The organism is Pseudomonas sp. B13(2017) (genome assembly GCF_002113245.1).
Taxonomy (GTDB): domain Bacteria; phylum Pseudomonadota; class Gammaproteobacteria; order Pseudomonadales; family Pseudomonadaceae; genus Aquipseudomonas; species Aquipseudomonas putida_Z.
Window position 1 is genome coordinate 109915 of the sequence record NZ_NEJX01000007.1, and the last position, 23907, is coordinate 133821.

The window sequence follows — 23907 nt, forward strand, 5'->3', positions numbered from 1 at the left end:
TATCCTCACCGCTCGATCAGCGCAATGCGCTTGTTGTACCAGTTCATCAGCAGCGAAATGCTGATGCTGATGGCGAGATAGACACTCATGGTGATGGCGATCACCTCGATTGCCTGGCCGGTCTGGTTGAGCACGGTACCGGCGAACAGCGAGACCATCTCCGGGTAGCCGATACCGGCCGCCAGCGACGAGTTCTTCGCCAGGTTCAGGTACTGGCTGGTCAGCGGCGGAATGATCACCCGCAGTGCCTGGGGGATGATCACCTTGCGCAGGGTCGGCCCCTCGCGCAGGCCCAGCGAGCGCGCGGCCTCGGTCTGGCCATGGCTGACCGAACGGATACCGGAGCGCACGATCTCGGCGATGAACGCAGCGGTGTAGATGGTCAACGCCAGGGTCAGCGCCAGCAGCTCGGGGATCAGTACCCAGCCACCGACGAAGTTGAATCCTTTCAATTGCGGCACTTCCCAGTGCACCGGGCTGCCGAACAGCAGTGCGCAAACACCCGGGATGGCGATGAACAGCGCCAGCCCCACCCAGAACTTGTGGAACGGCACGCCGGTCTCGTCGAAGCGCTTGTTGGCAAAGCGCACCATCGCCACGATGGCCAGCAGCGCCAGGGCCAGGGCCACGACGAACGGCCAGAAGCCTTCGGCCATGGACGCACCGGGCATGTTCAGGCCACGGTTGCTGATGAAGAAGGTGTCGTCGATATTGATGCTGCCCCGCGGTCCCGGCAGGGTCAGGAACACGGCAAAGTACCAGAACAGGATCTGCAACAACGGCGGGATGTTGCGGAAGGTTTCCACATACACGGTCGCCAGCTTGTTGATCATCCAGTTCGGCGACAACCGCGCCACACCGATGATGAAGCCGAGAATGGTCGCCAGCACCACGCCGATGAAGGTCACCAGCAGGGTGTTGAGCAGGCCGATGACGAACACCCGCGCATAGCTGTCGGATTCCACGTAGGGGATCAGATGCTGGGCGATGCCGAAGCCGGCACTGCGGTCGAGGAAGTCGAAGCCCGAGGTGATGCCCCGGTGTTGCAGGTTGGTTTGCGTGTTGTGGAACAGATACCAGCCCAGACCGACCACGAAGACTATCGTGAGAATCTGGAACAGCCACGCGCGCACACGCGGATCGTTAAGGGACAAGCCCTTGGGTGCGCCGATTTGATTTTGCATGAAGTGCCCCGGACAGTAGGGATTCGAACAGCCTGCGGCGGCGGGATGCCGCCGCAGGGTGCAGCCATCAGCGCACAGGTGGCGCGTACTGGATGCCGCCGTTGTTCCACAGGGCGTTCATGCCACGGTCGATCTTCAGGTCGGTGCCCTGGCCCAGGTTCTTCTCGAACACTTCGCCATAGTTGCCGACTTGCTTGACGATCTGCACTACCCAGTCCTTGGGCAGCTTGAGGTCCTTGCCGTACTCGCCGTCCGCACCCAGCAGGCGGGCGACGTCCGGGTTCTTGGTGCCTTTGGCCTCGGCCTCGACGTTCTTCGAGGTGATGCCCGCCTCTTCGGCGTTGAGCATGGCGAACAGGGTCCACTTGACGATGCTGAACCACTCCTCGTCGCCTTTGCGCACCACCGGGCCCAGCGGTTCCTTGGAGATGGTTTCCGGCAGTACCACGTAGTCGGTCGGCGCGGCCAGCTTGGAGCGCTGGGCGAACAGCTGCGACTTGTCCGAGGTCAGCACGTCGCAACGGCCGGACTCCAGCGACTTGGCGCTTTCGTCGGAGGTGTCGAAGGTGATCGGGGTATATTTCAGGCCATTGGCGCGGAAGAAGTCCGACACGTTCAGCTCGGTGGTGGTACCCGCCTGGATGCAGATGGTCGCGCCATCGAGCTCCTTGGCGCTGGAAACACCCAGCTTCTTGTTGACCAGGAAGCCGACGCCGTCATAGTAGGTAACACCGGCGAATACCAAGCCCATGCCAGCATCACGCGAGCTGGTCCAGGTGGTGTTGCGCGACAGCACATCGACTTCGCCCGACTGCAGGGCGGTGAAGCGTTCCTTGGCGTTGAGCTGGCTGAACTTGACCTTGCTGGCGTCGCCAAACACGGCGGCGGCCACGGCGCGGCACACGTCGGCGTCGATACCAACGATCTTGCCCTGCGCATCAGGTACCGAGAAGCCTGGAAGACCGTCGCTCACGCCACACTGGACGAAGCCCTTCTTCTTTACCGCATCGAGGGTGGCGCCGGCCTGGGCGTTGCTCACGGCGCCCAGCGCGGCGGCAGCGGTCAGGACTGCCAGGGTGGTTTTCAACATCTTCATTCACAACCTCCAAATCGCTCTTGTTGTATCGAGCCGGAATTGCACCGCACCCTTTTGAGGCGTATCCGACCCGTATTGGCTTGTTATTGGGTCAATGGCGCAATGGACTGTTCTGTGACAGCCTTCGCGTGCAAAGGGTGTTACCGTCACGGCCTGCCCTTTGCATCATTGGTTGAATTGCAAAGCGCGTACCAGAATTTACGGCTGTAGCGTTTAAGCGCTCGTCAAGTAGGGAAAGTTGTATCGTTGCGACATTCTTTTTCCGACAATCATTTCCAGCGCCTTCTTTTCACGCACGCCATAACAAGACCCGCACACTTTCGGAGCAGTCATGACCAACCCGCTGATTCTCGAACCGCAGAAAACCGCAGATGCCTGTGTGATCTGGTTGCACGGCCTGGGTGCCGACCGTTACGACTTCCTACCAGTGGCCGAATTCATGCAGGAGCGCCTGCTCAGCACCCGTTTCGTCATGCCCCAGGCTCCAACCCGCCCGGTAACCATCAACGGCGGCTACGCCATGCCCAGCTGGTACGACATCAAGGCCATGACCCCGGCCCGTGCCATCGACGAGGCGCAGCTGGAAGAATCGGCCGAGCAGCTCATTGCCCTGATCAAGGCCGAGCAGGCCAAAGGCATCAGCCTGTCGCGGATCTTCCTGGCCGGTTTCTCCCAGGGCGGCGCGGTGGTGCTGCACACTGCCTATATAAAGTGGCAAGAAGCGCTGGGTGGCGTGATCGCCTTGTCCACCTACGCCCCCACCTTCAACGACCAGCATCAGTTGAGCGCCTGCCAGCAACGCACCCCGGCCCTGTGCCTGCACGGCGTGCACGACCCGGTGGTGATCCCTTCCATGGGCCGCACCGCCTTTGAGTACCTGAATACCTGGGGCGTCGCCGCCCGCTGGCACGAATACCCGATGGAACATGAAGTGGTGGTGGAAGAGTTGAGCGACATCCACGACTGGCTGAGCAAGCAATTGCAATAAGCCAGGGCCGCCTGTAGTTGTAAGGCTATTCCACTACGCCGCGCCTGAATCTTGCTTTACACTGCCCGGCGTACATTCCTTAACCAGTTGACGAGACGATCGTGCTCAAGGCACTCAAGAAAATTTTCGGCAAGGGAGACGCCGCGCCACAGGCCGTCGCTCCTGCTGCCAGCGTGACGCTGCCTGCGCCCGCACCCGCCAGCGAGGCCCAGCCTGCGGCAAAACCGGCCGCCCCACGCGCCACCCCAGCGCCACAGGCAGAACAGCCTGCCGCCGTTACGCCAGCCGCCGACAAGCCGGCCAAGGACAAACCGCGTCGCGAGCGCAAGCCCAAGCCGCAGGCCAGCCTGTGGAAACCGGAAGACTTCGTGGTCGAGCCGCAGGAAGGCAAGACCCGCTTCCACGACTTCAAGCTGTCCAACGAGGTGATGCACGCCATCCACGACCTGGGCTTCCCGTACTGCACGCCGATCCAGGCACAGGTGCTGGGTTACACCCTGCGTGGCCAGGACGCCATCGGCCGGGCCCAGACCGGTACCGGCAAGACTGCGGCGTTCCTGATCTCGATCATTTCCCAGCTGCAGCAGACGCCGCCGCCGAAGGAACGCTACATGGGCGAGCCACGCGCGCTGATCATCGCGCCCACCCGCGAGCTGGTGGTGCAGATCGCCAAGGATGCCATCGCCCTGACCAAGTACACCGGCCTGAACGTGATGAGCTTCGTCGGCGGCATGGACTTCGACAAGCAGCTCAAGGCCCTGGAAGCGCGCCATTGCGACATCCTGGTGGCCACTCCGGGCCGCCTGCTGGACTTCAACCAGCGCGGTGAGGTGCACCTGGACATGGTCGAGGTGATGGTGCTGGACGAAGCCGACCGCATGCTCGACATGGGTTTCATTCCCCAGGTGCGCCAGATCATTCGCCAGACGCCGCCGAAAAGCGAGCGCCAGACCCTGCTGTTCTCCGCCACCTTCACCGACGACGTGATGAACCTGGCCAAGCAATGGACCACCAACCCGGCCATCGTCGAGATCGAGCCGGAGAACGTTGCCAGCGAAACGGTGGAGCAGCACGTCTATGCGGTGGCCGGCAGCGACAAGTACAAGCTGCTGTACAACCTGGTGACCCAGAACAAGTGGGAACGGGTGATGGTGTTTGCCAACCGCAAGGACGAAGTACGGCGCATCGAGGAAAAACTCGTGCGCGACGGCATCAATGCCGCGCAGTTGTCGGGCGACGTGCCGCAGCACAAGCGTATCCGCACCCTGGAGAACTTCCGCGAAGGGCGCATCACCGTGCTGGTGGCCACCGACGTGGCGGGGCGTGGCATTCACATCGATGGCATCAGCCACGTGATCAACTTCACCCTACCGGAAGACCCGGACGACTACGTGCACCGCATTGGCCGGACAGGCCGTGCGGGCACCAGTGGTGTGTCGATCAGCTTTGCCGGTGAGGATGACTCGTACCAGCTGCCCGCGATCGAAGAGCTGCTGGGGCGCAAGATCAAATGTGAAATGCCGCCGGATGAGCTGCTGAAGCCGGTGCCGCGCAAGCACCACTGATTGGTGTTGGATTCTTCGCGGGCTTGCCCGCTCCCACAGGTGCTCCACAGGTTTCGGAAACTGTGGAGCACCTGTGGGAGCGGGCAAGCCCGCGAACCGGGGCAAAGCCCCGGCCATCAATACCCTGTCTACCAGCGCCCAGCGGCATCCTGGTCACTCTGCTTCCCTTCCACCCACCGTGCCCCTTCCTGGGTATTTTCCTTCTTCCAGAACGGCGCCCGGGTCTTCAGGTAGTCCATGATGAAGTTGCAGGCATCGAACGCCGCCTGCCGATGGGCACTGGCCACACCGACGAACACGATCGGCTCGCCCGGTTCCAGCGCACCGATGCGGTGCAGCACCTCCACCTTGAGCAACGGCCAGCGCTGCTCGGCCTCGACCACGATCTTGGCCAGGGCCTTTTCGGTCATGCCCGGATAGTGCTCGAGGAACATCCCCGCCACTTCACGGCCATCGTTGAAATCCCGCACGTAGCCGACAAAACCGACCACCGCGCCCACGCCGACATTCGCCGCGTGCATGGTATTGGTCTCGGCCCCCGGGTCGAACGCGCCCTCCTGTACTCGCACAGCCATGTTCAGCCTCCGGTCACCGGCGGGAAGAACGCCACTTCATCGCCCTCTTCCAGCGGCTCATCAAGCTTGCACAGTTCTTCGTTGCGCGCACACATCAGGTTCTGCTCGGCCAGCACTTCGTACTGCCCGCCCTTGGCCACCAAGGCCTGGCGCACATCGTCGAGCACCGTGAACGCGCCCTCCACCCGCTCGGCATCCACGCCCAGCAGTTCGCGGTAACGGGCGAAGTACATCACCTTGACCTTCATCACGCCTCCGCCTTGTAGTGGCCGCTCTTGCCGCCGAGTTTTTCCAGCAGGCGCACCTGCTCGATGACCATACCTTTATCCACAGCCTTGCACATGTCATAGATCGTCAGCGCGGCAACGCTGGCGGCGGTCAGCGCCTCCATCTCCACGCCGGTCTGCCCGGCCAGCTTGCAGCGGGCGACGATACGCACGGCGTCCTGCCCCTCGGCGCTGAGCTCGACCTTGACGCTGGTCAGCATCAACGGGTGGCACAGCGGGATCAGGTCGCTGGTCTTCTTCGCCGCCTGGATCCCGGCAATGCGCGCCACGGCGAACACGTCGCCCTTGGGGTGTTCACCGTCGACGATCATCTGCAAGGTCTGCGGCAACATGCGCACCCGCGCCTCGGCGGTGGCCTCGCGCTCGGTCACGGCCTTTTCAGTGACGTCGACCATGTTGGCCCGCCCCTGGGAATCAAGATGTGTCAGCACTGCTCTGCTCCTGTGAAGGGAACTTGCAGTGTAAACCTGTGAGTCAGGTTTGAGCAGAGGGGTGCGTCAACCGTGCCCGCGAAAAGGCCGGGCGGCGAACCGCCCGGCAAAGAGGGTTACAGATGCGACTCGGCGTACTCGGCCAGCACCGAGCGTGGCACGCCCTGCAGGGTGATGTGCACGCCATGGGGGAAGTCCTTGAAGCGCTCGGTCAGGTAGGTCAGGCCCGAGCTGGTCGCGGACAGGTAGGGGGTGTCGATCTGCGCCAGGTTGCCCAGGCAGACCACCTTGGACCCGGAGCCGGCACGGGTGATGATGGTTTTCATCTGGTGCGGCGTCAGGTTCTGGCACTCGTCGATCAGGATCAGGCTCTGCTGGAAGCTACGGCCACGGATGTAGTTCAGCGACTTGAACTGCAACGGCACGCGCTCGAGGATGTACTCGACGCTGCCATGGGTGCTCTCGTCATCCATGTGCAAGGCTTCGAGGTTGTCGGTGATGGCGCCCAGCCAGGGTTCCATCTTCTCGGCCTCGGTGCCCGGCAGGAAGCCGATCTCCTGGTCCAGCCCCTGCACGCTGCGGGTGGCGATGATGCGCCGGTAGCGCTTGCTGACCATGGTCTGTTCGATGGCCGCGGCCAGGGCCAGGATGGTCTTGCCGGAACCGGCGGCGCCGGTCAGGTTGACCAGGTGGATATCCGGGTCGAGCAGGGCGAACAGCGCCAGGCTCTGGTGGATGTCACGCGGCTTAAGGCCCCATGCTTCCTGGTGCAGCAGCGGTTCCTGGTGCAGGTCGAGCAACAGCAGCTCATCGTTGCGAATACCCTTGATCCAGCCGACGAAGCCCTGTTCATCGATGATGAACTCGTTGACGTGAACCGCCGGCAGGTTGTCGATCAATTGCACGCGGTGCCAGGTGCGGCCACGCTCCTGGCGGGTATCGACCTTGCTCACCCGGTCCCAGAACGAGCCGGTGACCGAATGGTAGCCCTTGGACAGCAAGGACACGTCATCGACCAGCTGGTCGGTGCTGTAGTCCTCGGCCGCGATGCCACAGGCACGCGCCTTCAGGCGCATGTTGATGTCTTTGGTGACCAGCACAACGTCCAGGTCGGTGCGCCGGGCCCGTACTTCGAGCAACTGGTTGATGATGATGTTGTCGTTGAGGTTTTCCGGCAGCAGCTTGTTCGGCTCGTTGCGCGGAGTCATCAGGATGGACAGGAAGCCCTTGGGCCCGCTCTTGCCACGCTGGATCGGCACGCCCTGCTCGACATCGCTGGGCGAGGCGTCACCAAGGGTCTGGTCGATCAGCCGAATGGCCTGGCGGCATTCGGCGGCGATGGTCTGTTTGCCGGTCTTGAGCTTGTCGAGTTCCTCCAGCACCGTCATCGGGATGGCGACATGGTGCTCCTCGAAGTTCAGTAACGCGTTGGGGTCGTGAATCAGGACGTTGGTATCGAGCACATACAGGATAGGCTTGCTGGAGGAAGGGTTGCGTCCTTGGTCATCCATACTCGGTCACCTTATGTCGAAGCCACACGGCGTGGTCTGTTACGCCGCAGAGTGACTGCCGCTGTCCCCGTATCCGCGTTGTTACGGGCGGGAAGCGAACCTGGCTAGGTGGGCCTGGATGACGCCACCTGTGCTGCAGGAATCGGCTGTCTGGTTTCTTCATACCGCAAAAATGATGACTAAAAAAAGTCTTTTTACGTGCAGGTGAAGTTTATTTTTCCAAATGACGAACAGGGGTTGGCGAGGGGGCGCGTGAGGTCTACAGTCAAAAATCAGGCTGCCATTGCATGGGCCAACGCCAGCAAGCCATGCACCTAACCTGCAAGAGCAACTGTGTTGTGTTGCCTGCACTGGCCTCATCGCCGGCAAGCCAGCTCCCACAGGGACAGCGCATGGCTTGAGGCCGATGCGGTCGAGGTGGGAGCTGGCTTGCCGGCGATGGGCTGCGTAGCAGCCCCCTCTCACCCCTGGTTGGCATATCCCTGGCAATCTTCCCAACCAATCCCGCTCTGCGCCGTATTGCGCAACAACCACTCCACCGCCGGCTGCGCCTTGGGCAGGCTGTCATGGAACTGGATCACCCCCTTGCGCCACAGCAGCATCAAGGTCAGCACCCGCTGGGCAGAGGCCTCGGCGCTCAGTGCGCCATCATCCTGGGCATCGATGTCCCACAACGATACCTGCAACTGCTGGCTGGCCATGAACGCCTCGCCATCGGCCCGACGCTGCCCGTAAGGCGGGCGAAACAACGGCACATACTGCTCCGGCAGGTCGGCCTGCACCCGCGCCTGGCTACGCCGCAGCGAGTCCTGCCAGCCTGTCCACTGCGCATGGGAGCGGTACTCCCACCCCTGTATTCCCACGCACTGCCCGCCATAGAGCTGGCGCAAGGCATCTGCCGCCCCGGCGTCGCGCCGTTGCTGCAGGCGGTTGCCGAGCACGAAGAACGTGCCTTCAAGCTTTTGCCGGCGCAGGTAATCAGCCAGCAGGTCGGTACTGCCGCCATCCGGCCCGGGGCCGCCGACGAAGGTCAGCAGGAACATGCGGTCGTTCAGTTCATCCCCATTGCGCTCGCGTGAGGACAGCCGCTCCACCTCGCTGCTGGTCTGCGGCAGCAACGCCGCCTTGCGCAGTTGTTCGTCCAGATAACGCACATGGAATTGGTGGCTCGGCTCGATCCAATCGGTGTAGAAAGTGCCGACATCGGCAGCGAACGTCGCTGCTTGCGTACGCAACTCTGCCATCGATGTCACCGGATAGCAGAACGACGCATCCTGCTCGCAACTGCGCTGCGCCTGTTGATAACCTTCCCACAACCGCTGCCACATGCGCGCCCGCACCAGGCGCACCTTCTGCAAGTTGACCTGCCGTAGCCCCAAGCGTGCCGCCAGCGCCGCGTCGTCCAGCAGTTCGCTTTCGTGCAGCACCTGGGCGAACGAGAGGATCTCGGCCCGCGAGGCCACATCGAACAACGCCGGACTGTCCAGCTTTTCGGGCCACAGACTGCGGTCCAGGCTCACCTGGGGTGAAGGGGCGGCTTGCACGGCCAGGCTCAGCAGAGCGGCCAGCAAGGCAGAGGCAATACGCACGGTTGAAGGCTCCGCAACGGCGAAACGCGCACTATAGCCTCTGCACCGACCATGGTCTGTGACTATCGTCGCCATAGTTTGGACTTGCACCGCCCAGCCCGTAGAATTCCCGGCCAACGATGCCAGGAGCCGACCCGATGCTGACGGTGATTTCCCCCGCCAAGACCCTCGACTACGACACCCCGCCGGTGACCGAGCGTTTCACCCTGCCCCAGTACCTGGACGACTCCCAGGAGCTGATCCAGCAGTTGCGCGACCTGTCGCCGGCGCAGATCAGCGAACTGATGCACCTGTCCGACAAGCTCGCCGGCCTGAATGCCGCGCGCTTCGGCAGCTGGACCCCGGACTTCACCCCGGCCAATGCCAAGCAGGCGCTGCTGGCGTTCAAGGGTGACGTGTATACCGGCCTCGACGCCGAAAGCCTGGGCGAGGACGATTTCAGCTACGCCCAGCAGCACTTGCGCATGCTTTCGGGCCTGTATGGCCTGCTGCGCCCGCTCGACCTGATGCAACCTTACCGCCTGGAAATGGGCACCAAGCTGGCCAACGCCCGCGGCAAGGACCTGTACGCCTTCTGGGGCACGCGCATCAGCGAATGGCTGAACCAGGCCCTGGCCGAACAGGGCGATGACGTGCTGCTGAACCTGGCCAGCAACGAGTATTTCAGCGCGGTGAAACGCAGCGCGCTGAAGGCCCGGGTGATCAACGTCGACTTCAAGGACCTGAAGAACGGCCAGTACAAGATCATCAGCTTCTACGCCAAGAAAGCCCGCGGCATGATGAGCCGCTTCGTCATCCAGCAGCGCATCAGCGACCCGGAGCAGCTCAAGCAGTTCGATGTGCAGGGGTACTACTACAGTGCCGAACAGTCGAAGCCGGACCACCTGGTGTTCCTACGCGATCATCCGACCGAGTAAGCCTGTAGCACCGCTTTCGCGGGCACGCCCGCTCCCACAGGTATGCCACTGAATTCAAGGTCAGTGACCAACCTGTGGGAGCGGGCGTGCCCGCGAATGGGCAAAAACATTTCTCCCCGCCTTTGCCCCGCAACAGGGCACACTTCATATCGCCATCACGCCACAAATCCGACGCCAAAAAATCGACACACCGCAACTTATAGCCAAACGCCATAAGACCGTTCGTAGCTTTTTTGACGAATTTTTCAAAATATTTTTCGATGCTGGCATAAAAATATCTCGCAACAGTTTCGCCCTTTATATATCGGGGCAAAACACCCGCGTGCTATCAGATTGAAATTGTCTGCCACTGAAAAAATATTTAGAAATCTTTCATCCACGCCGAACCCACCCCGGAACTTCTGCTACGACGAATCGCTCATAGTGCCGTAACGATTTTCCTGCCCCCGGGCTGTGAGAGATGACTTACAGATGACAACGGCAGGTATCCACTACCAGCCCCAACAACTTCGACAGGTATGACGGGCAACCCCCGAAGACCCTGTCCATGCAGGAGAGACGCGTCCCTTTCAATTCGTCCTAGTGGTTGATTTCAAAGGATTTTTCCACTTGAAAAAACAAGCACAGCAAAGCGCCATGTAGCGCCTTGCAGTAAAGACGGCTGCATTCCAGGGCACGTTTTTTAATTAATGGCTTTTTACTGCCACATTTGAGTGCATAACTTTTTGCGCTCCGGATTTATTTTGCCTGCGCTCGGCGAAGTGTGCATTTCGCCATGGATCCGTGCGCCCGAAAACTGTTGTTAATCAACCCAGTCCGGCTCTCTCCGGAGGCGCCGGCGTGATAAACACATGAGGTGATAGCGATGCGTATCAGCATCTTTGGTTTGGGTTATGTGGGTGCGGTCTGTGCAGGCTGCCTGACGGCGCGAGGCCATGAAGTGATCGGTGTGGACGTGTCCAGCACCAAGATCGACCTGATCAATCAGGGCAAGTCGCCCATCGTCGAACCTGGCCTGGAAGCACTGCTGCAACAGGGCATCGCCAACGGCCGCCTGCGCGGTACTACCGATTTCGCCGAAGCCATCCGTGCCAGCGACGTATCGATGATCTGCGTGGGTACCCCAAGCAAGAAGAACGGCGACCTGGGCCTCGAGTACATCGAGTCGGTGTGCCGCGAAATCGGCTACGTGCTGCGTGACAGCGAGCGCCGCCACACCATCGTGGTACGCAGCACCGTGCTGCCGGGTACCGTGAAGAACGTGGTGATCCCGATCCTCGAAGACTGCTCGGGCAAGAAAGCCGGCGTCGACTTCGGCGTTGCGGTCAACCCGGAATTCCTGCGTGAAAGCACCGCGATCAAGGACTACGACCAGCCACCGATGACCGTCATCGGCGAACTGGACACCGCCAGCGGCGACATCCTGCAGGCCCTGTACGAAGAGCTCGACGCACCGATCATCCGCAAGCCGATCGAAGTGGCCGAGATGATCAAGTACACCTGCAACGTGTGGCACGCCACCAAGGTCACCTTCGCCAACGAGATCGGCAACATTGCCAAGGCCGTAGGCGTGGATGGCCGTGACGTGATGGACGTGGTCTGCCAGGACAAAGTGCTGAACCTGTCCCAGTACTACATGCGCCCTGGCTTCGCCTTCGGCGGCTCGTGCCTGCCCAAGGACGTACGCGCCCTCACCTATCGCGCCGCCAGCCTCGATGTACGCGCACCGCTGCTCGACTCGCTGATGCGCAGCAACGAATCGCAGGTGCAGAACGCCTTCGAACTGATCGAAGCCCACGACAAGCGCAAGGTCGCCCTGCTCGGCCTGAGCTTCAAGGCCGGCACCGACGACCTGCGTGAAAGCCCGCTGGTGGAACTGGCCGAACGCCTGATCGGCAAGGGCTACCAGCTGGACATCTACGACGAGAACGTCCAGTACGCCCGCGTCCACGGCGCCAACAAGGACTACATCGAGTCGAAGATCCCGCACGTGTCGTCGCTGCTCAACGCCGACTTCCAGAAGGTGATCGACAACGCCGACATCATCGTCCTGGGCAACCGTGACGAGCAGTTCCGTGCCCTGGCCCAGCAAGCGCCGGCCGGCAAGCACGTGATCGACCTGGTCGGCTTCATGAGCAAACCGACCTGCGCCACCAGCCGTACCGAAGGCATCTGCTGGTAAGTGCTGGCCGGGCAGCGGGGGCCTCCCCCCCCCCGCTGCCCACCTTTTCCCGAATTCTCGACGGATGCTGAACATGCAAAGGATCCAGACAGTGCTGTTGCAGTGCGCCGGTTGGCTGCTCTACATGAGTCTGCTCATGCTGATCGCCCTGGCCCTGCCAGCCGATATCTTCGACTCGCAATCGAAGCACTTCATCTTCCTGGTCGGCGCAGTCGGCATCTGGCGCTATTCCATGGGCGCCACCCATTTCATCCGCGGCATGATCTTCCTCTACGGCGTGTACCCGTACCTGCGCCGCAAGGTGCAGAAGATGGGCAAGGACGCCGACCCGTCCCACGTGTACCTGATGGTGACCAGCTTCCGCATCGAAGCACTCACCACCGCCCAGGTGTACAGCTCGGTGATCCGCGAGGCGATCAACTGTGGCTTCCCCACCACCGTGGTCTGCTCGCTGGTGGAGATGTCGGACGAACTGCTGGTGAAAAGCCTGTGGGCCAAATACAACCCGCCAGCCCACGTGAAGCTGGACATCGTGCGCATCGCCGGTACCGGCAAGCGTGACGGCCTGGCCTACGGTTTCCGTGCGATCTCGCGCATGCTGCCGGACGAGAACGCCGTGGTGGCGGTGATCGACGGCGACACCGTGCTGGGCGATGGCGTGGTACGCAAGACCGTGCCGTGGTTCAAGCTGTTCCCCAACGTCGGCGGCCTGACCACCAACGAGTTCTGCGAAGTGCGTGGCGGCTACATCATGAGCGAGTGGCACAAGCTGCGCTTTGCCCAGCGCCACATCAACATGTGCTCGATGGCCCTGTCCAAGCGGGTGCTGACCATGACCGGGCGCATGTCGATGTTCCGCGCCAGCGTGGTGACCAACCCCGAGTTCATCGCCGACGTCGAAAGCGACTCGCTGATGCACTGGCGCCTGGGCCGCTTCAAGTTCCTCACCGGTGACGACAAGTCCAGCTGGTTCAGCCTGATGCGCCTGGGCTACGACACCTTCTACGTGCCGGACGCCGCCATCAACACGGTCGAGCACCCGCCGGAGAAGAGTTTCCTCAAGGCCAGCCGCAAGCTGATGTACCGCTGGTACGGCAACAACCTGCGGCAGAACTCCCGCGCGCTTGGCCTGGGCCTGCGCCGCCTGGGGCTGTTCACCAGCATCGTGCTGTTCGACCAGCGCGTGTCGATGTGGACCAGCCTGCTGGGCCTGACCGTGGCGGTGATCGCCAGCCTCAAGTTCGGCCTGGGCTTCCTGCTGGTGTACCTGCTGTGGATCGGCATCACCCGCCTGATCCTCACCATCATGCTGCTGTGCTCCGGCCACAACGTCGGCCCGGCCTACCCGCTGATTCTCTATTACAACCAGATCGTCGGCGCGCTGATGAAGATCTACGTGTTCTTCCGCCTCGACAAGCAGTCCTGGACGCGTCAGCCCACTGCCCTCAAGCGTGACCTCGCCAGCTTTCAACAATGGTTCAACACCTGGTCCTCGCGGACCATGACCTTCTCGGCTGCCAGCATCTTCGTTGCTGTGCTGTTCATGGTCGTGTGAGCCCAACCCGGATCGGAACTAACAGGAACAAACCACATGAATACCGCCGTGAACGTCAACGTCGTGCATGAGTCCGAAGCCCAGCGCCAGCATGCCCGGGTACGCATCCCCGCCAAGCTGCGGTTCCTCGACCCTCAGCGCCAGGCCCACGATGTGAAGGTCGACGACCTCTCCGCCGGTGGCCTGAGCTTCCACACCAAGCAACCACTGTCGGTTGGCGACGTGCTCCGCGGGCGGCTGCAGTTCACGGTCGACAACCTCGGCCTGTCGATGGACATCGAGTTCCAGGTGCGCTCCTACAACCCGGGCAGTGGCCGCACCGGCGCCCAGTTCCAGAACCTCGAGCCCCGCGATATCGCCACGCTGCGCCACATCATCACCTCGCACCTGTCGGGTGAGCTGATCACTGCCGGCGATGTGCTCAGCACCTTGCAGCGCGACAACTTCACCAAGGCGCGCAAGCAGAAGGACGGCGGTGCCGGCCTGAGCGCCTTCGGCCGCCTCAAGGCGGTTACCGTCACCCTCGGCGTGTTCGTGGTCGGTGTCGCCGCCTTCGGTTTCATCGCCAAGTCGCTGTACGGCATGTACTTCGTCAGCCATGCCGAAGCCGGCGTGGTAGCGGTACCCACCACCAACGTCACCATGCCGCGCGACGGCACCGTGAACAGCCTGGTCGAAAGCGGTGGGCAGATCGCCAAGGGCGCGCCACTGGCCAGCTTCACCACCAGCATGCTGGACATGCTCAAGGGCAACCTGGAAGACGCACAGCTGGAGCCGGCGAAGATCGAGGAACTGTTCGGCAAACAACTGTCCGGCACCCTCACCAGCCCATGTGATTGCGTGGTTGCCCGCCAGCTGGTGGACAACGGCCAGTACGCCGCCAAGGGCCAGCCGATCTTCCAGCTGATCCCGCGCACCACCAACCCGATGATCGAGGCGCGCTTCACCTACCGCCAGTTCGACGAGGTCAAGCCAGGTACCCGGGTCAACTTCCAGGTAGCCGGCGAAGACGAAGTACGCACCGGCCAGATCGTCAGCAGCGCCAGCCTCAACAGCGAAGACCTGGCCGCCGACATCCGCGTGCAGATCAAGCCCGACAGCGCCCTGCCCGCCGAACTCGCCGGTCGCCCGGCTTCGGTCAACAGCGACCGTGGCCCATCGCTGAACTGGCTGATCGACAAAGCCATGGCCCGTGGGCTGTAAGAGGACAAGCCTATGACTAGCAGACAACCCGATACCTGTGGGAGCTGGCTTGCCGGCGATCGAGTGCGCAGCACTCGCCCAGCAGATGTATCGCCTGCACTGGCCAATCGCCGGCAAGCCAGCTCCCACAGGGTTCGTGTGAACCTTGGTCTGTGTGGCCTGGCCATGGCCATCGCCCTGGCCGGCTGTGCAGGCCTGCCCGACCAGCGCCTGGCCAACGAAGCCATGAAGCGCGGTGACACTGCATTGGCCGAGCGCAACTACAAGGCACTGGCCGACCTGGGCTACAGCGAAGCGCAAGTGGGCCTGGCCGATATCAAGGTCGCCACCCGCGATCCGGCGAAAATCAAGGAAGCCGAGGCCACCTACCGTGCCGCGGCCGCCATTTCGCCGCGTGCCCAGGCGCGCCTTGGCCGCCTGCTGGTGTCCAAGCCCGACAGCACCCAGGCCGAGCGCGAAGAAGCCGAAACCCTGCTCAAGCAAGCCGCCAAGCAGGGCGAAAGCAACACCCTGATCCCGCTGGCGATGCTCTACCTGAGCTACCCGCAGAGCTTCCCCAAGGTCAACGCACAGCAGCAGATCGACCAGTGGCGCGCCGCCGGCAACCCGGAAGCGGGCCTGGCCCAGGTGCTGCTGTACCGCACCCAGGGCACCTACGACCAGCACCTGGGCGAAGTGGAGAAAATCTGCAAGGCCGCGCTGAACACCACCGACATCTGCTACGTCGAACTGGCCACCGTGTACCAGAAGCGCGGCCAGGCCGACCAGCAGGCTGCCCTGCTCGGCCAGCTCAAGGCTGCCTACGCCCGTGGCGCAGTACCGGCCACACGGGTCGACAGCGTTGCCCGGGTACTGGCTGACCGCAGCCTCGGCCAGACCGACGAGAAAACCGCCAAGGACCTGCTCGAGCAGGTGGCCCCGGCCAACCCGGCGTCCTGGGTCAGCCTGGCGCAACTGGTGTACGACTTCCCCGAGCTGGGCGATACCGACCAGCTGATGGCCTACATCGACAAGGGCCGCGAAGCCGAACAGCCACGCGCCGAACTGTTGCTGGGCCGCCTGTACTACGAAGGCAAGACCGTGCCTGCGGACGCGGCCAAAGCCGAACAACACCTGCAGGCTGCCGCCGACGCCGGCGAAGTCAGCGCCCATTACTACCTGGGCCAGCTGTACCGCCGCGGCTACCTGGGCAACGTCGAGCCACAAAAGGCCGTCGACCACCTGCTGGCCGCCGCCCGTGGTGGGCAGAACAGCGCCGACTATGCCCTGGCCCAGCTGTTCAGCGAAGGCCACGGCATTCGCCCGCAACCGGGCAACGCCTGGGTATTCGCCCAACTGGCCCAGGCCAACCCGTCGCCACAGTCCGCTGAATTGCTGCAGCAGCTCGACCAGCAACTTACGCCTGACCAGCGCAGCCAGGCCCAGCAACTGCTGGCACAAGAAAAGCAGGCGCGCGGCAGCATGAGCCAGGGCGCCAACAGCACCCTGGCCATCGAAGCCCTGCAAGACGACGAAAAAGAAGTAACCGGTGAGGACTCGCTATGACGCTCAATCCCTTCGTGAAAGCTGGCATCGGCCTGAGCTTCGCCCTGCTGTGGTCCTGCCCGACCCTGGCGGAAATGACCGCTGAAAAGAACTTCGGCCTGGATGTGAAAATCACCGGCCAGTCGGAAGACGACCGTGACCTGGGCACCCGCTCCGGCGGTGACGTCAACGGCCTCGGTCTTGATCTGCGCCCTTGGGTATATGGCGAGCGTGGCAACTGGAGCGCCTATGCCATGGGCCAGGCCGTCACCGCGACCGACACCATCGAAACCGACACCCTGCGCCAGAACGACGACGGCACCAGCACCGACACCGCCGCGGATGGCCGTGAGCAGGACAAGAGCTACCTGGCCATGCGCGAATTCTGGGTCGGCTACAGCGGCCTCACCGCCTACCCCGGCGAACAGCTGCGTTTTGGCCGCCAGCGCCTGCGCAGCGACGATGGCATGTGGCGTGACACCAACATCGAAGCGCTGAACTGGACCTTCGACACCACCCTGCTCAAGGCCGACCTGGGCGTGGCCCAGCGCTTCAGCGAATACCGCACCGACCTCACCGAGCTGGCCCCGGAAGACAAGGGCCGCACGCACCTCTACGGCAACGTCGCCACGCAGTGGACCCCTGGCCACTGGGTCGGCGTACGCGCCCACCACACCCACGACGGCGGCAGCCTGAAGAACCCGGGCGAAACCGTCGATGCGCTGGACAAGACCCGCACCGGCGACCTCACCTGGCTGGGCCTGGAAGCCAACAGCGACGCCTACAACTGGCGCAACGACCACACCGTCAACTATTGGGGCAGCGTCACCTGGCTGACCGGTGATCGCGACACCCTTAGCAGCCAGGTGGTCGGTGACGAAACCGTGGCCACCGGCAAGCAGAGCGGTGATGTCAACGCCTGGGCCACCGACCTCGGCATCCGCCTGCGCCTCGACCCGCAATGGCAGGTCGGTGCGGCCTATGCCCGTGGCAGCGGCGGTGGTGGCGACGACGGTTCGAGCAACTACGAGCAGACCGGCCTCGAGAGCAACCGCTCCAACTACACCGGTACCCGTTCGCGCGTGCACCGCTTCGGTGAAGCCTTCCGTGGCGAGCTGGGCAACCTGCAGGCGGCCACCCTGTTCGCCTCCTGGCAGCTGCGCGACGACTACGACGCCAGCTTCATCTACCACAAGTTCTGGCGTGTCGATGGCAACCAGAACATCGGTTCCAGCGGCATCAACGCGGTGGTCAACGACAACGGTGTGAACCGCCCGCTGGTCGATGGCGAAAAAGACCTTGGCCAGGAAATGGACGTGGTCGTGACCAAGTACTTCAAGCAAGGCCTGCTGCCGGCTTCGATGAGCCAGGCCATCGACGAGCCATCTGCCCTGGTGCGCCTGCGTGCCGGCGTGTTCAAGCCGGGCGATGCCTACGGCAAGGAAGCGGACTCGTACATGCACCGCGCCTTCGTCGATGTGATCTGGCGCTTCTGAGGCCGGTAGAGGACTTACCGTTATGAACCTTCACCCGCACTTACGTCACAGCCTGTTGGCCAGCGCCTTGCTGCTGGCCAGCGGCCTGGTGGCTGCCGCAGAGCCCCAGGTGATCGCCAAGGAACTGCAGCAGGCCAAGACCTACACGGTCTCCAGCGCGCCGATCGAGCCGCTGCACATGGACCCGCCGAAGCTGCCCGACCTGACCGGCTACACCGCCGAAGCGGTGCAGAAGAAAATCGACCGCCGCCACAAGGGCAAGGTCAGCCTGCGCCGCATGTTCCAGGAGGATACCCTCAAGGAATTCGTCGGCGGCGACAACAAGGCGGCCGAGTGGGTCCAGCGCCAGCATGGCATTCCGCAGGCGATCTTCGTCGATGACGGCCATGTCGACCTGGTCGAGCTGAGCAAGAAGGTACCCAAGCAGTACCTCAGCGAAGTCGAGCCGGGTGTGTACCTGGCGCGCCTGCCGATCGTGGTCGGGCAGAAGGGCATCCTCGAGATCGACGGCAAGGTCAAGCAGCTGCGCCTGTCCCAGGAAGGTGGTTCGTTCCTGGTCAACGACGGCAAGCTGTTCGTCACCGACACCCAGGTGACCGGCTGGCGGGAAAAGGAAAACGGCCCGGCGACCTTCCGCTCGCCCAAGGAATTCCGCCCGTTCCTGCTGTCGTGGGGCGGCACCGAGACCTACATCGTCAATACGAAAATGGCCAGCTTCGGCTACGCCAAGTCCAAGTCGTACGGCGTGAGCATCTCGCAGTACACGCCGAACATGGCCAAGCGCATGGGCCGCCCGGAACCCACCGGCTGGATCATCGGCTCCGAGTTCAGCGACATGTGGTACGGCTTCTACTGCTATGAGACCCAGGACTTCGTGGTCAAGGACAGCACCTACCGCGACAACATCGTCTACGGCATCGACCCGCACGACCGCTCGCACCGGCTGATCATCGCCGGCAACACGGTGTACGGCACCAAGAAGAAGCACGGCATCATCGTTTCGCGTGAGGTAAACGACAGCTGGATCATCAACAACAAGAGCTTCGACAACAAGCTCTCGGGCGTGGTGATCGACCGTAACAGCGTCAACAACCTGATCGCCTACAACGAGATCTACCGCAACCACACCGACGGCATCACCCTGTACGAAAGTGGCGACAACCTGATCTGGGGCAACAAGCTGATCAACAACCGCCGCCACGGCATCCGCGTACGTAACAGCGTGAACATCCGCCTGTACGAAAACGTCGCCATGGCCAACGGCCTGGTTGGCGTATACGGCCACATCAAGGACCTGTCCAACACCGACCGCGACATCGCCCTCGACCCGTTCGACACCAAGGTGTCGCTGATCCTGGTCGGTGGCGAACTGGCGGCCAACGGCTCCGGTCCACTGTCGATCGACTCGCCGCTGTCGGTCGAGCTGTACAAGGTGTCCATGCTCGCCCCGCGCAAGGCCAGCGGCATCAGCCTCAACGGCATCCTCGGCGAACGCCAGGACGAAATCCTCGACCTGCTGGTACGCCAGCAAAAGGCTGTGCTGATCGACCCGGTCGAACGCCAGACCGAAATGATCGATTAAGGAAGCCCAGACCATGACTCCACATCTGATGAAACTGCTGGGCCTGTCCGCTGCCCTCCTGGCGATCAGCCAGGGCGTGCGCGCCGAAGACGTCAAGGCCCCCACCTTCAGCGCCGAGCCTTGCTGCCAGCTGTGCCCTGAAGCGCATGACGCCAGCCGCTACACCACCCGTTACCAGCAGAACTTCACCACGCTGGTGCAGGCCCAGGGCGACTGGCTGTTCCGTACCCGCGAAGACCTGCGCACCGAGTTCAATACCACCCCGGCCGGCTACAAGCGCCTGCAGCAAGTGCACGACGCGTTCAAGAAGCGCGGCGTGGAACTGGTGGTGGTGTACCAGCCGACCCGTGGCCTGGTGAACCGCAACATGCTCAACCCGGCGGAAAAGGCTGCCTTCGACTACCAGAAGGCCCTGGGCAACTACCAGGCCATGCTCAAGCGCTTTGCCAGCATGGGCTACAACGTGCCCGACCTGTCGCCGCTGACCAACGAACAGCTGGCCGCTGCCGACCAGGGCAAGGACTTCTACTTCCGTGGCGACCAGCACTGGACGCCTTACGGCGCCGAGCGCGCGGCCAAGATCGTGGCCGATACCGTGCACAAGATGCCGGCTTTCGAAGGCATCCCGCGCAAGGAATTCGAAACGAAAAAGTCCGGGCGCATGGGCAAGACCGGCACCCTGCATAACGTGGCCGGCCAGCTGTGCGGCACCAGCTATGCCGTCCAGTACATGGACCAGTTCGCCACCGAGCCGAAAGGCTCCACCGGCGGCGGCGACGACCTGTTCGGTGACGGCGGCAACGCGCAGATCACCCTGGTCGGCACCAGCCACAGTGGCAAGAACTACAATTTCTCCGGCTTCCTCGAGCAGTACATCGGCGCCGACGTGCTCAACGTGGCCTTCCCTGGCGGTGGCCTGGAAGGTTCGATGATCCAGTACCTGGGTAGCGAGGAATTCCAGAAGAACCCGCCGAAGATCCTGATCTGGGAATTCTCCCCGCTGTATCGCCTGGACCAGGAAACCATCTGGCGGCAAATCCTTGGCCTGCTCGACGACGGCTGCGATGACCGCCCGGCCCTGATGAGCGCCAGCGCCACCCTCAAGCCCGGCAAGAACGAGCTGATGGTCAACGGCAAGGGCGGCGTGATCAAAGACCTGATCAACCGCAACATGCAGATGGACGTCAAGTTCGAAGACCCATCGGTGAAGGTGCTGCAGGCCACCCTCTGGTACCTCAACGGCCGCCACGAGGACATCAAGCTGGAAAAACCGGAAACCTCCGACACCGACGGCCGCTTCGTCTTCCAGATGCGCGAAGACGAGGACTGGGCCAGCCAGAGCCTGCTGGCGTTCGAGGTGCAGGGGCCGGAAAGCGGTACCCAGAAGGTCGAAGCCAAGCTCTGCAAACGCAACAACTTCGCCGTGCCCGCGCAGACCGCGCAGGCCGGCCAGTGAGGCGACCATGATCCCGTTCAAGCGAATTTCCCGCCCCGCCCTGCTTGCCCTGGCGTTGTGCGGCGGTGCCGCGCACGCCGCGCTGGTACCGCCCCAGGGTTACTACGAGGGGATCGAAAAGCTCAAGACCGGCGACGGCAACTTCCGCTGCGAGGCTGCCCCCAAGCCATACACCGGTGCCCTGCAGTTCCGCAGCAAGTACGAAGGCTCGGACAAGGCACGGGCAACGCTCAATGCCGACTCGGAAAAGGCCTTTCGCAAGTCCACCGAAGACATCACCACCCTTGAGAAAGGCGTGAGCAAGATGATCGGCCAGTACATGCGTGACGGCCGCCCGGCGCAGCTCGACTGCACCCTGGCCTGGCTGGGCGACTGGGCTCGCGCCGATGCGCTGATGTCCACCGACTACAACCACACCGGCAAGTCGATGCGCAAATGGGCGCTGGGCAGCATGAGCGGTTCGTGGCTGCGCCTGAAGTTCTCCAACTCGCAGCCGCTGGCCGCGCACCAGGCCGAGGCCGAGCTGATCGAAAAATGGTTCGCCCGCCTGGCCGAGCAGACCGTGCGCGACTGGAGCGACCTGCCACTGGAGAAGATCAACAACCACAGCTACTGGGCTGCCTGGGCGGTAATGGCCAGCGCCGTGGCCACCGACCGTCGCGACCTGTTCGACTGGGCCGTGAAGGAATACCGGGTTGGCGCCAACCAGGTCGACGAGCAGGGCTTCCTGCCCAACGAACTGAAGCGCAAGCAACGCGCCCTGGCCTACCACAACTACGCCCTGCCGCCGCTGGCGATGATCGCCAGCTTCGCCCAGGTCAATGGCGTGGATGTGCGCGGCGAGAACAACAACGCCCTGCAGCGCCTGGCGCAGCGGGTGCTGAACGGGTCGAAGGACCCCAGCGAGTTCAAGGCCCGCAATGGCGAGAAACAGGACATGAAAGACCTGAAGATCGACAGCAAGTACTCATGGATGGAGCCCTACTGCAGCCTGTATGCGTGCAGTGGCGACACCCTGCAACGCAAGCGCGGTATGCAGCCGTTCAACAGCTTCCGGCTGGGCGGCGACCTGACCCGGGTCTACGACCCGAGCGCAGAGAGCAAGAAATGAGTTGAACCCCTTTTGGGGTCGGAACCTGTGGGAGCGGGCATGCCCGCGAAGAAGGCACCGCGGTGCATGGCAAGGGCTTCGCCCTTGTTCGCGGGCATGCCCGCTCCCACAGGTACCAAGGCTTCCCCCACTTTTTGAGTGGGGGGTTTGGGGGGCGCTTTGCCCCGGATGCTGTGATCAAAAAGGAGAACCGGGATGGTCTTCTCGTCCAACGTGTTCCTGTTCCTGTTCTTGCCGATCTTCCTCGGCCTGTACTACTTGAGCGGGCAACGTTATCGCAACCTGCTGCTGCTGGTCGCCAGCTACATCTTCTACGCCTGGTGGCGGGTGGACTTCCTGGCCCTGTTTGCCGGGGTCACCCTGTGGAACTACTGGATCGGCCTGAAAGTCGGCGCCGCCGGTGTGCGCACCAAGCCCGCGCAGCGCTGGCTGCTGCTCGGCGTCGGTGTCGACCTGGCGATCCTCGGCTACTTCAAGTACGCCAACTTCGGCGTCGACAGCCTCAACGCGATCATCTCCTCGTTCGGCCTGGAGCCGTTCATCCTCACCCACGTGCTGCTGCCGATCGGTATCTCGTTCTACATCTTCGAGTCGATCAGCTACATCATCGACGTGTACCGCGGCGACACCCCGGCCACCCGCAACCTGATCGACTTTGCGGCGTTCGTGGCGATCTTCCCGCACCTGATCGCCGGCCCCGTGCTGCGCTTCAAGGACCTGGTCGACCAGTTCAACAACCGCACCCACACCCTGGACAAGTTCTCCGAAGGCTGCACCCGCTTCATGCAGGGCTTCATCAAGAAAGTGTTCATCGCCGATACCCTGGCGGTAGTGGCCGACCACTGCTTCGCCCTGCAGAACCCGACCACCGGCGATGCCTGGCTCGGCGCCCTGGCCTACACCGCGCAGCTGTACTTCGACTTCAGCGGCTACAGCGACATGGCCATCGGCCTGGGCCTGATGATGGGCTTCCGCTTCATGGAGAACTTCAAGCAGCCGTACATCAGCCAGTCGATCACCGAGTTCTGGCGGCGCTGGCACATCAGCCTGTCGACCTGGCTGCGCGACTACCTGTACATCACCCTGGGCGGTAACCGTAAAGGCACCTTCAACACCTACCGCAACCTGTTCCTGACCATGCTGCTGGGCGGCCTGTGGCATGGCGCCAACTTCACCTACATCATCTGGGGCGCCTGGCACGGCATGTGGCTGGCCATCGAGCGCGCGCTGGGCATCGACACCAACCCGCAGCGTTTCAACCCGGTGAAGTGGGCATTCACCTTCCTGCTGGTGGTGGTCGGCTGGGTGATCTTCCGTGCCGAGAACCTGGAGGTGGCCGGTCGCATGTACGGCGCCATGTTCAGCTTCGGCGACTGGCAGCTTTCGGAACTCAACCGTGCCCAGCTCACCGGCCTGCAGGTAGCCACCCTGGTGGTCGCCTACATCACCCTGGCGTTCTTCGGCCTGCGCGACTTCTACCGCAACGCCAGGCCAACGCCCAAGGCCACCCCGGTGGAGGTCAACAGCGACGGTTCGATCGGCCTGGACTGGACCCGGGTGATGACCCGCGCCCTGGTGCTGCTGCTGTTCGTGGCCTCGATCCTCAAGCTTTCGGCGCAGAGCTACTCGCCGTTCCTTTACTTCCAGTTCTGAGG

The 23907-nt window shown here is 62.8% G+C and carries 19 protein-coding genes; 12 read left to right on the plus strand and 7 right to left on the minus strand.

From position 1 onward, the window contains the following. Positions 1-5 precede the first annotated feature (5 nt). On the minus strand, positions 6-1184 hold the full coding sequence (locus CAG44_RS11895; protein ID WP_085692186.1) for an amino acid ABC transporter permease: 1179 nt from the start codon (positions 1182-1184) through the stop codon (positions 6-8). 67 nt (positions 1185-1251) lie between these two features. After that, positions 1252-2280: an amino acid ABC transporter substrate-binding protein gene (locus tag CAG44_RS11900; RefSeq protein WP_085614304.1), complete on the minus strand. Its 1029-nt coding sequence runs from the start codon at positions 2278-2280 to the stop codon at positions 1252-1254. 331 nt (positions 2281-2611) lie between these two features. On the opposite strand from CAG44_RS11900, the gene CAG44_RS11905 reads away from it, so the two are divergent. After that, a complete protein-coding gene (locus CAG44_RS11905; protein ID WP_025340573.1) occupies positions 2612-3268 on the plus strand; it encodes an alpha/beta hydrolase in 657 nt (218 codons plus the stop codon). Positions 3269-3369: 101 nt separating this feature from the next. Continuing rightward, positions 3370-4833, plus strand: a complete 1464-nt coding sequence (gene rhlB / locus CAG44_RS11910; protein ID WP_025340574.1) for an ATP-dependent RNA helicase RhlB — start codon at positions 3370-3372, stop codon at positions 4831-4833. 128 nt (positions 4834-4961) lie between these two features. Here rhlB and moaE read toward each other — a convergent pair whose 3' ends face one another. The 5 genes from moaE to CAG44_RS11935 form a co-directional block, all read right to left on the minus strand. Next, positions 4962-5408 carry a molybdopterin synthase catalytic subunit MoaE gene (gene moaE / locus CAG44_RS11915; protein ID WP_085592159.1) on the minus strand — a complete coding sequence of 149 codons (447 nt, stop codon included), beginning with the start codon at positions 5406-5408 and terminating at the stop codon, positions 4962-4964. Between the two features lie 2 nt (positions 5409-5410). Next, positions 5411-5656, minus strand: coding sequence for a molybdopterin converting factor subunit 1 (gene moaD / locus CAG44_RS11920; protein ID WP_025340576.1), 246 nt, complete (start codon positions 5654-5656; stop codon positions 5411-5413). Further along, on the minus strand, positions 5656-6126 hold the full coding sequence (moaC, locus tag CAG44_RS11925) for a cyclic pyranopterin monophosphate synthase MoaC (protein ID WP_085692187.1): 471 nt from the start codon (positions 6124-6126) through the stop codon (positions 5656-5658). Before moaC ends, moaD begins: the two co-directional genes overlap by 1 nt. A gap of 116 nt (positions 6127-6242) precedes the next feature. Continuing rightward, on the minus strand, positions 6243-7637 hold the full coding sequence (locus CAG44_RS11930) for a PhoH family protein (protein ID WP_013974146.1): 1395 nt from the start codon (positions 7635-7637) through the stop codon (positions 6243-6245). Between the two features lie 461 nt (positions 7638-8098). Then, a complete protein-coding gene (locus tag CAG44_RS11935) occupies positions 8099-9226 on the minus strand; it encodes a polysaccharide deacetylase family protein (protein WP_085692188.1) in 1128 nt (375 codons plus the stop codon). A 137-nt stretch (positions 9227-9363) separates the two neighbouring features. Between CAG44_RS11935 and yaaA the strand changes: the two genes are divergently transcribed. From yaaA to CAG44_RS11990, 10 genes are all read left to right on the plus strand, one after another. Next, positions 9364-10143 carry a peroxide stress protein YaaA gene (yaaA, locus tag CAG44_RS11940; RefSeq protein ID WP_085692189.1) on the plus strand — a complete coding sequence of 260 codons (780 nt, stop codon included), beginning with the start codon at positions 9364-9366 and terminating at the stop codon, positions 10141-10143. Between the two features lie 865 nt (positions 10144-11008). After that, a complete protein-coding gene (locus CAG44_RS11945) occupies positions 11009-12325 on the plus strand; it encodes a nucleotide sugar dehydrogenase (protein WP_085592165.1) in 1317 nt (438 codons plus the stop codon). A gap of 73 nt (positions 12326-12398) precedes the next feature. Beyond that, complete coding sequence (locus tag CAG44_RS11950) at positions 12399-13880, plus strand: glycosyltransferase family 2 protein (RefSeq protein WP_085614376.1); 1482 nt, start codon at positions 12399-12401, stop codon at positions 13878-13880. Positions 13881-13916: 36 nt separating this feature from the next. Beyond that, positions 13917-15083: an alginate biosynthesis protein Alg44 gene (locus CAG44_RS11955; RefSeq protein ID WP_025340581.1), complete on the plus strand. Its 1167-nt coding sequence runs from the start codon at positions 13917-13919 to the stop codon at positions 15081-15083. A 165-nt stretch (positions 15084-15248) separates the two neighbouring features. Further along, on the plus strand, positions 15249-16628 hold the full coding sequence (gene algK, locus CAG44_RS11960) for an alginate biosynthesis TPR repeat lipoprotein AlgK (RefSeq protein WP_085692243.1): 1380 nt from the start codon (positions 15249-15251) through the stop codon (positions 16626-16628). After that, on the plus strand, positions 16625-18103 hold the full coding sequence (locus tag CAG44_RS11965) for an alginate export family protein (protein WP_085692190.1): 1479 nt from the start codon (positions 16625-16627) through the stop codon (positions 18101-18103). The genes algK and CAG44_RS11965 overlap by 4 nt, the downstream gene beginning before the upstream one ends. Before the next feature lie 22 nt (positions 18104-18125). Continuing rightward, on the plus strand, positions 18126-19685 hold the full coding sequence (gene algG, locus CAG44_RS11970) for a mannuronan 5-epimerase AlgG (protein ID WP_025340583.1): 1560 nt from the start codon (positions 18126-18128) through the stop codon (positions 19683-19685). Between the two features lie 13 nt (positions 19686-19698). Further along, a complete protein-coding gene (locus CAG44_RS11975) occupies positions 19699-21141 on the plus strand; it encodes an alginate O-acetyltransferase (RefSeq protein WP_025340584.1) in 1443 nt (480 codons plus the stop codon). A 7-nt stretch (positions 21142-21148) separates the two neighbouring features. Next, on the plus strand, positions 21149-22252 hold the full coding sequence (locus CAG44_RS11980) for a mannuronate-specific alginate lyase (protein ID WP_025340585.1): 1104 nt from the start codon (positions 21149-21151) through the stop codon (positions 22250-22252). Between the two features lie 195 nt (positions 22253-22447). Then, on the plus strand, positions 22448-23905 hold the full coding sequence (locus CAG44_RS11990) for an MBOAT family protein (protein ID WP_013974157.1): 1458 nt from the start codon (positions 22448-22450) through the stop codon (positions 23903-23905). The last annotated feature ends 2 nt before the right edge of the window (positions 23906-23907 follow it).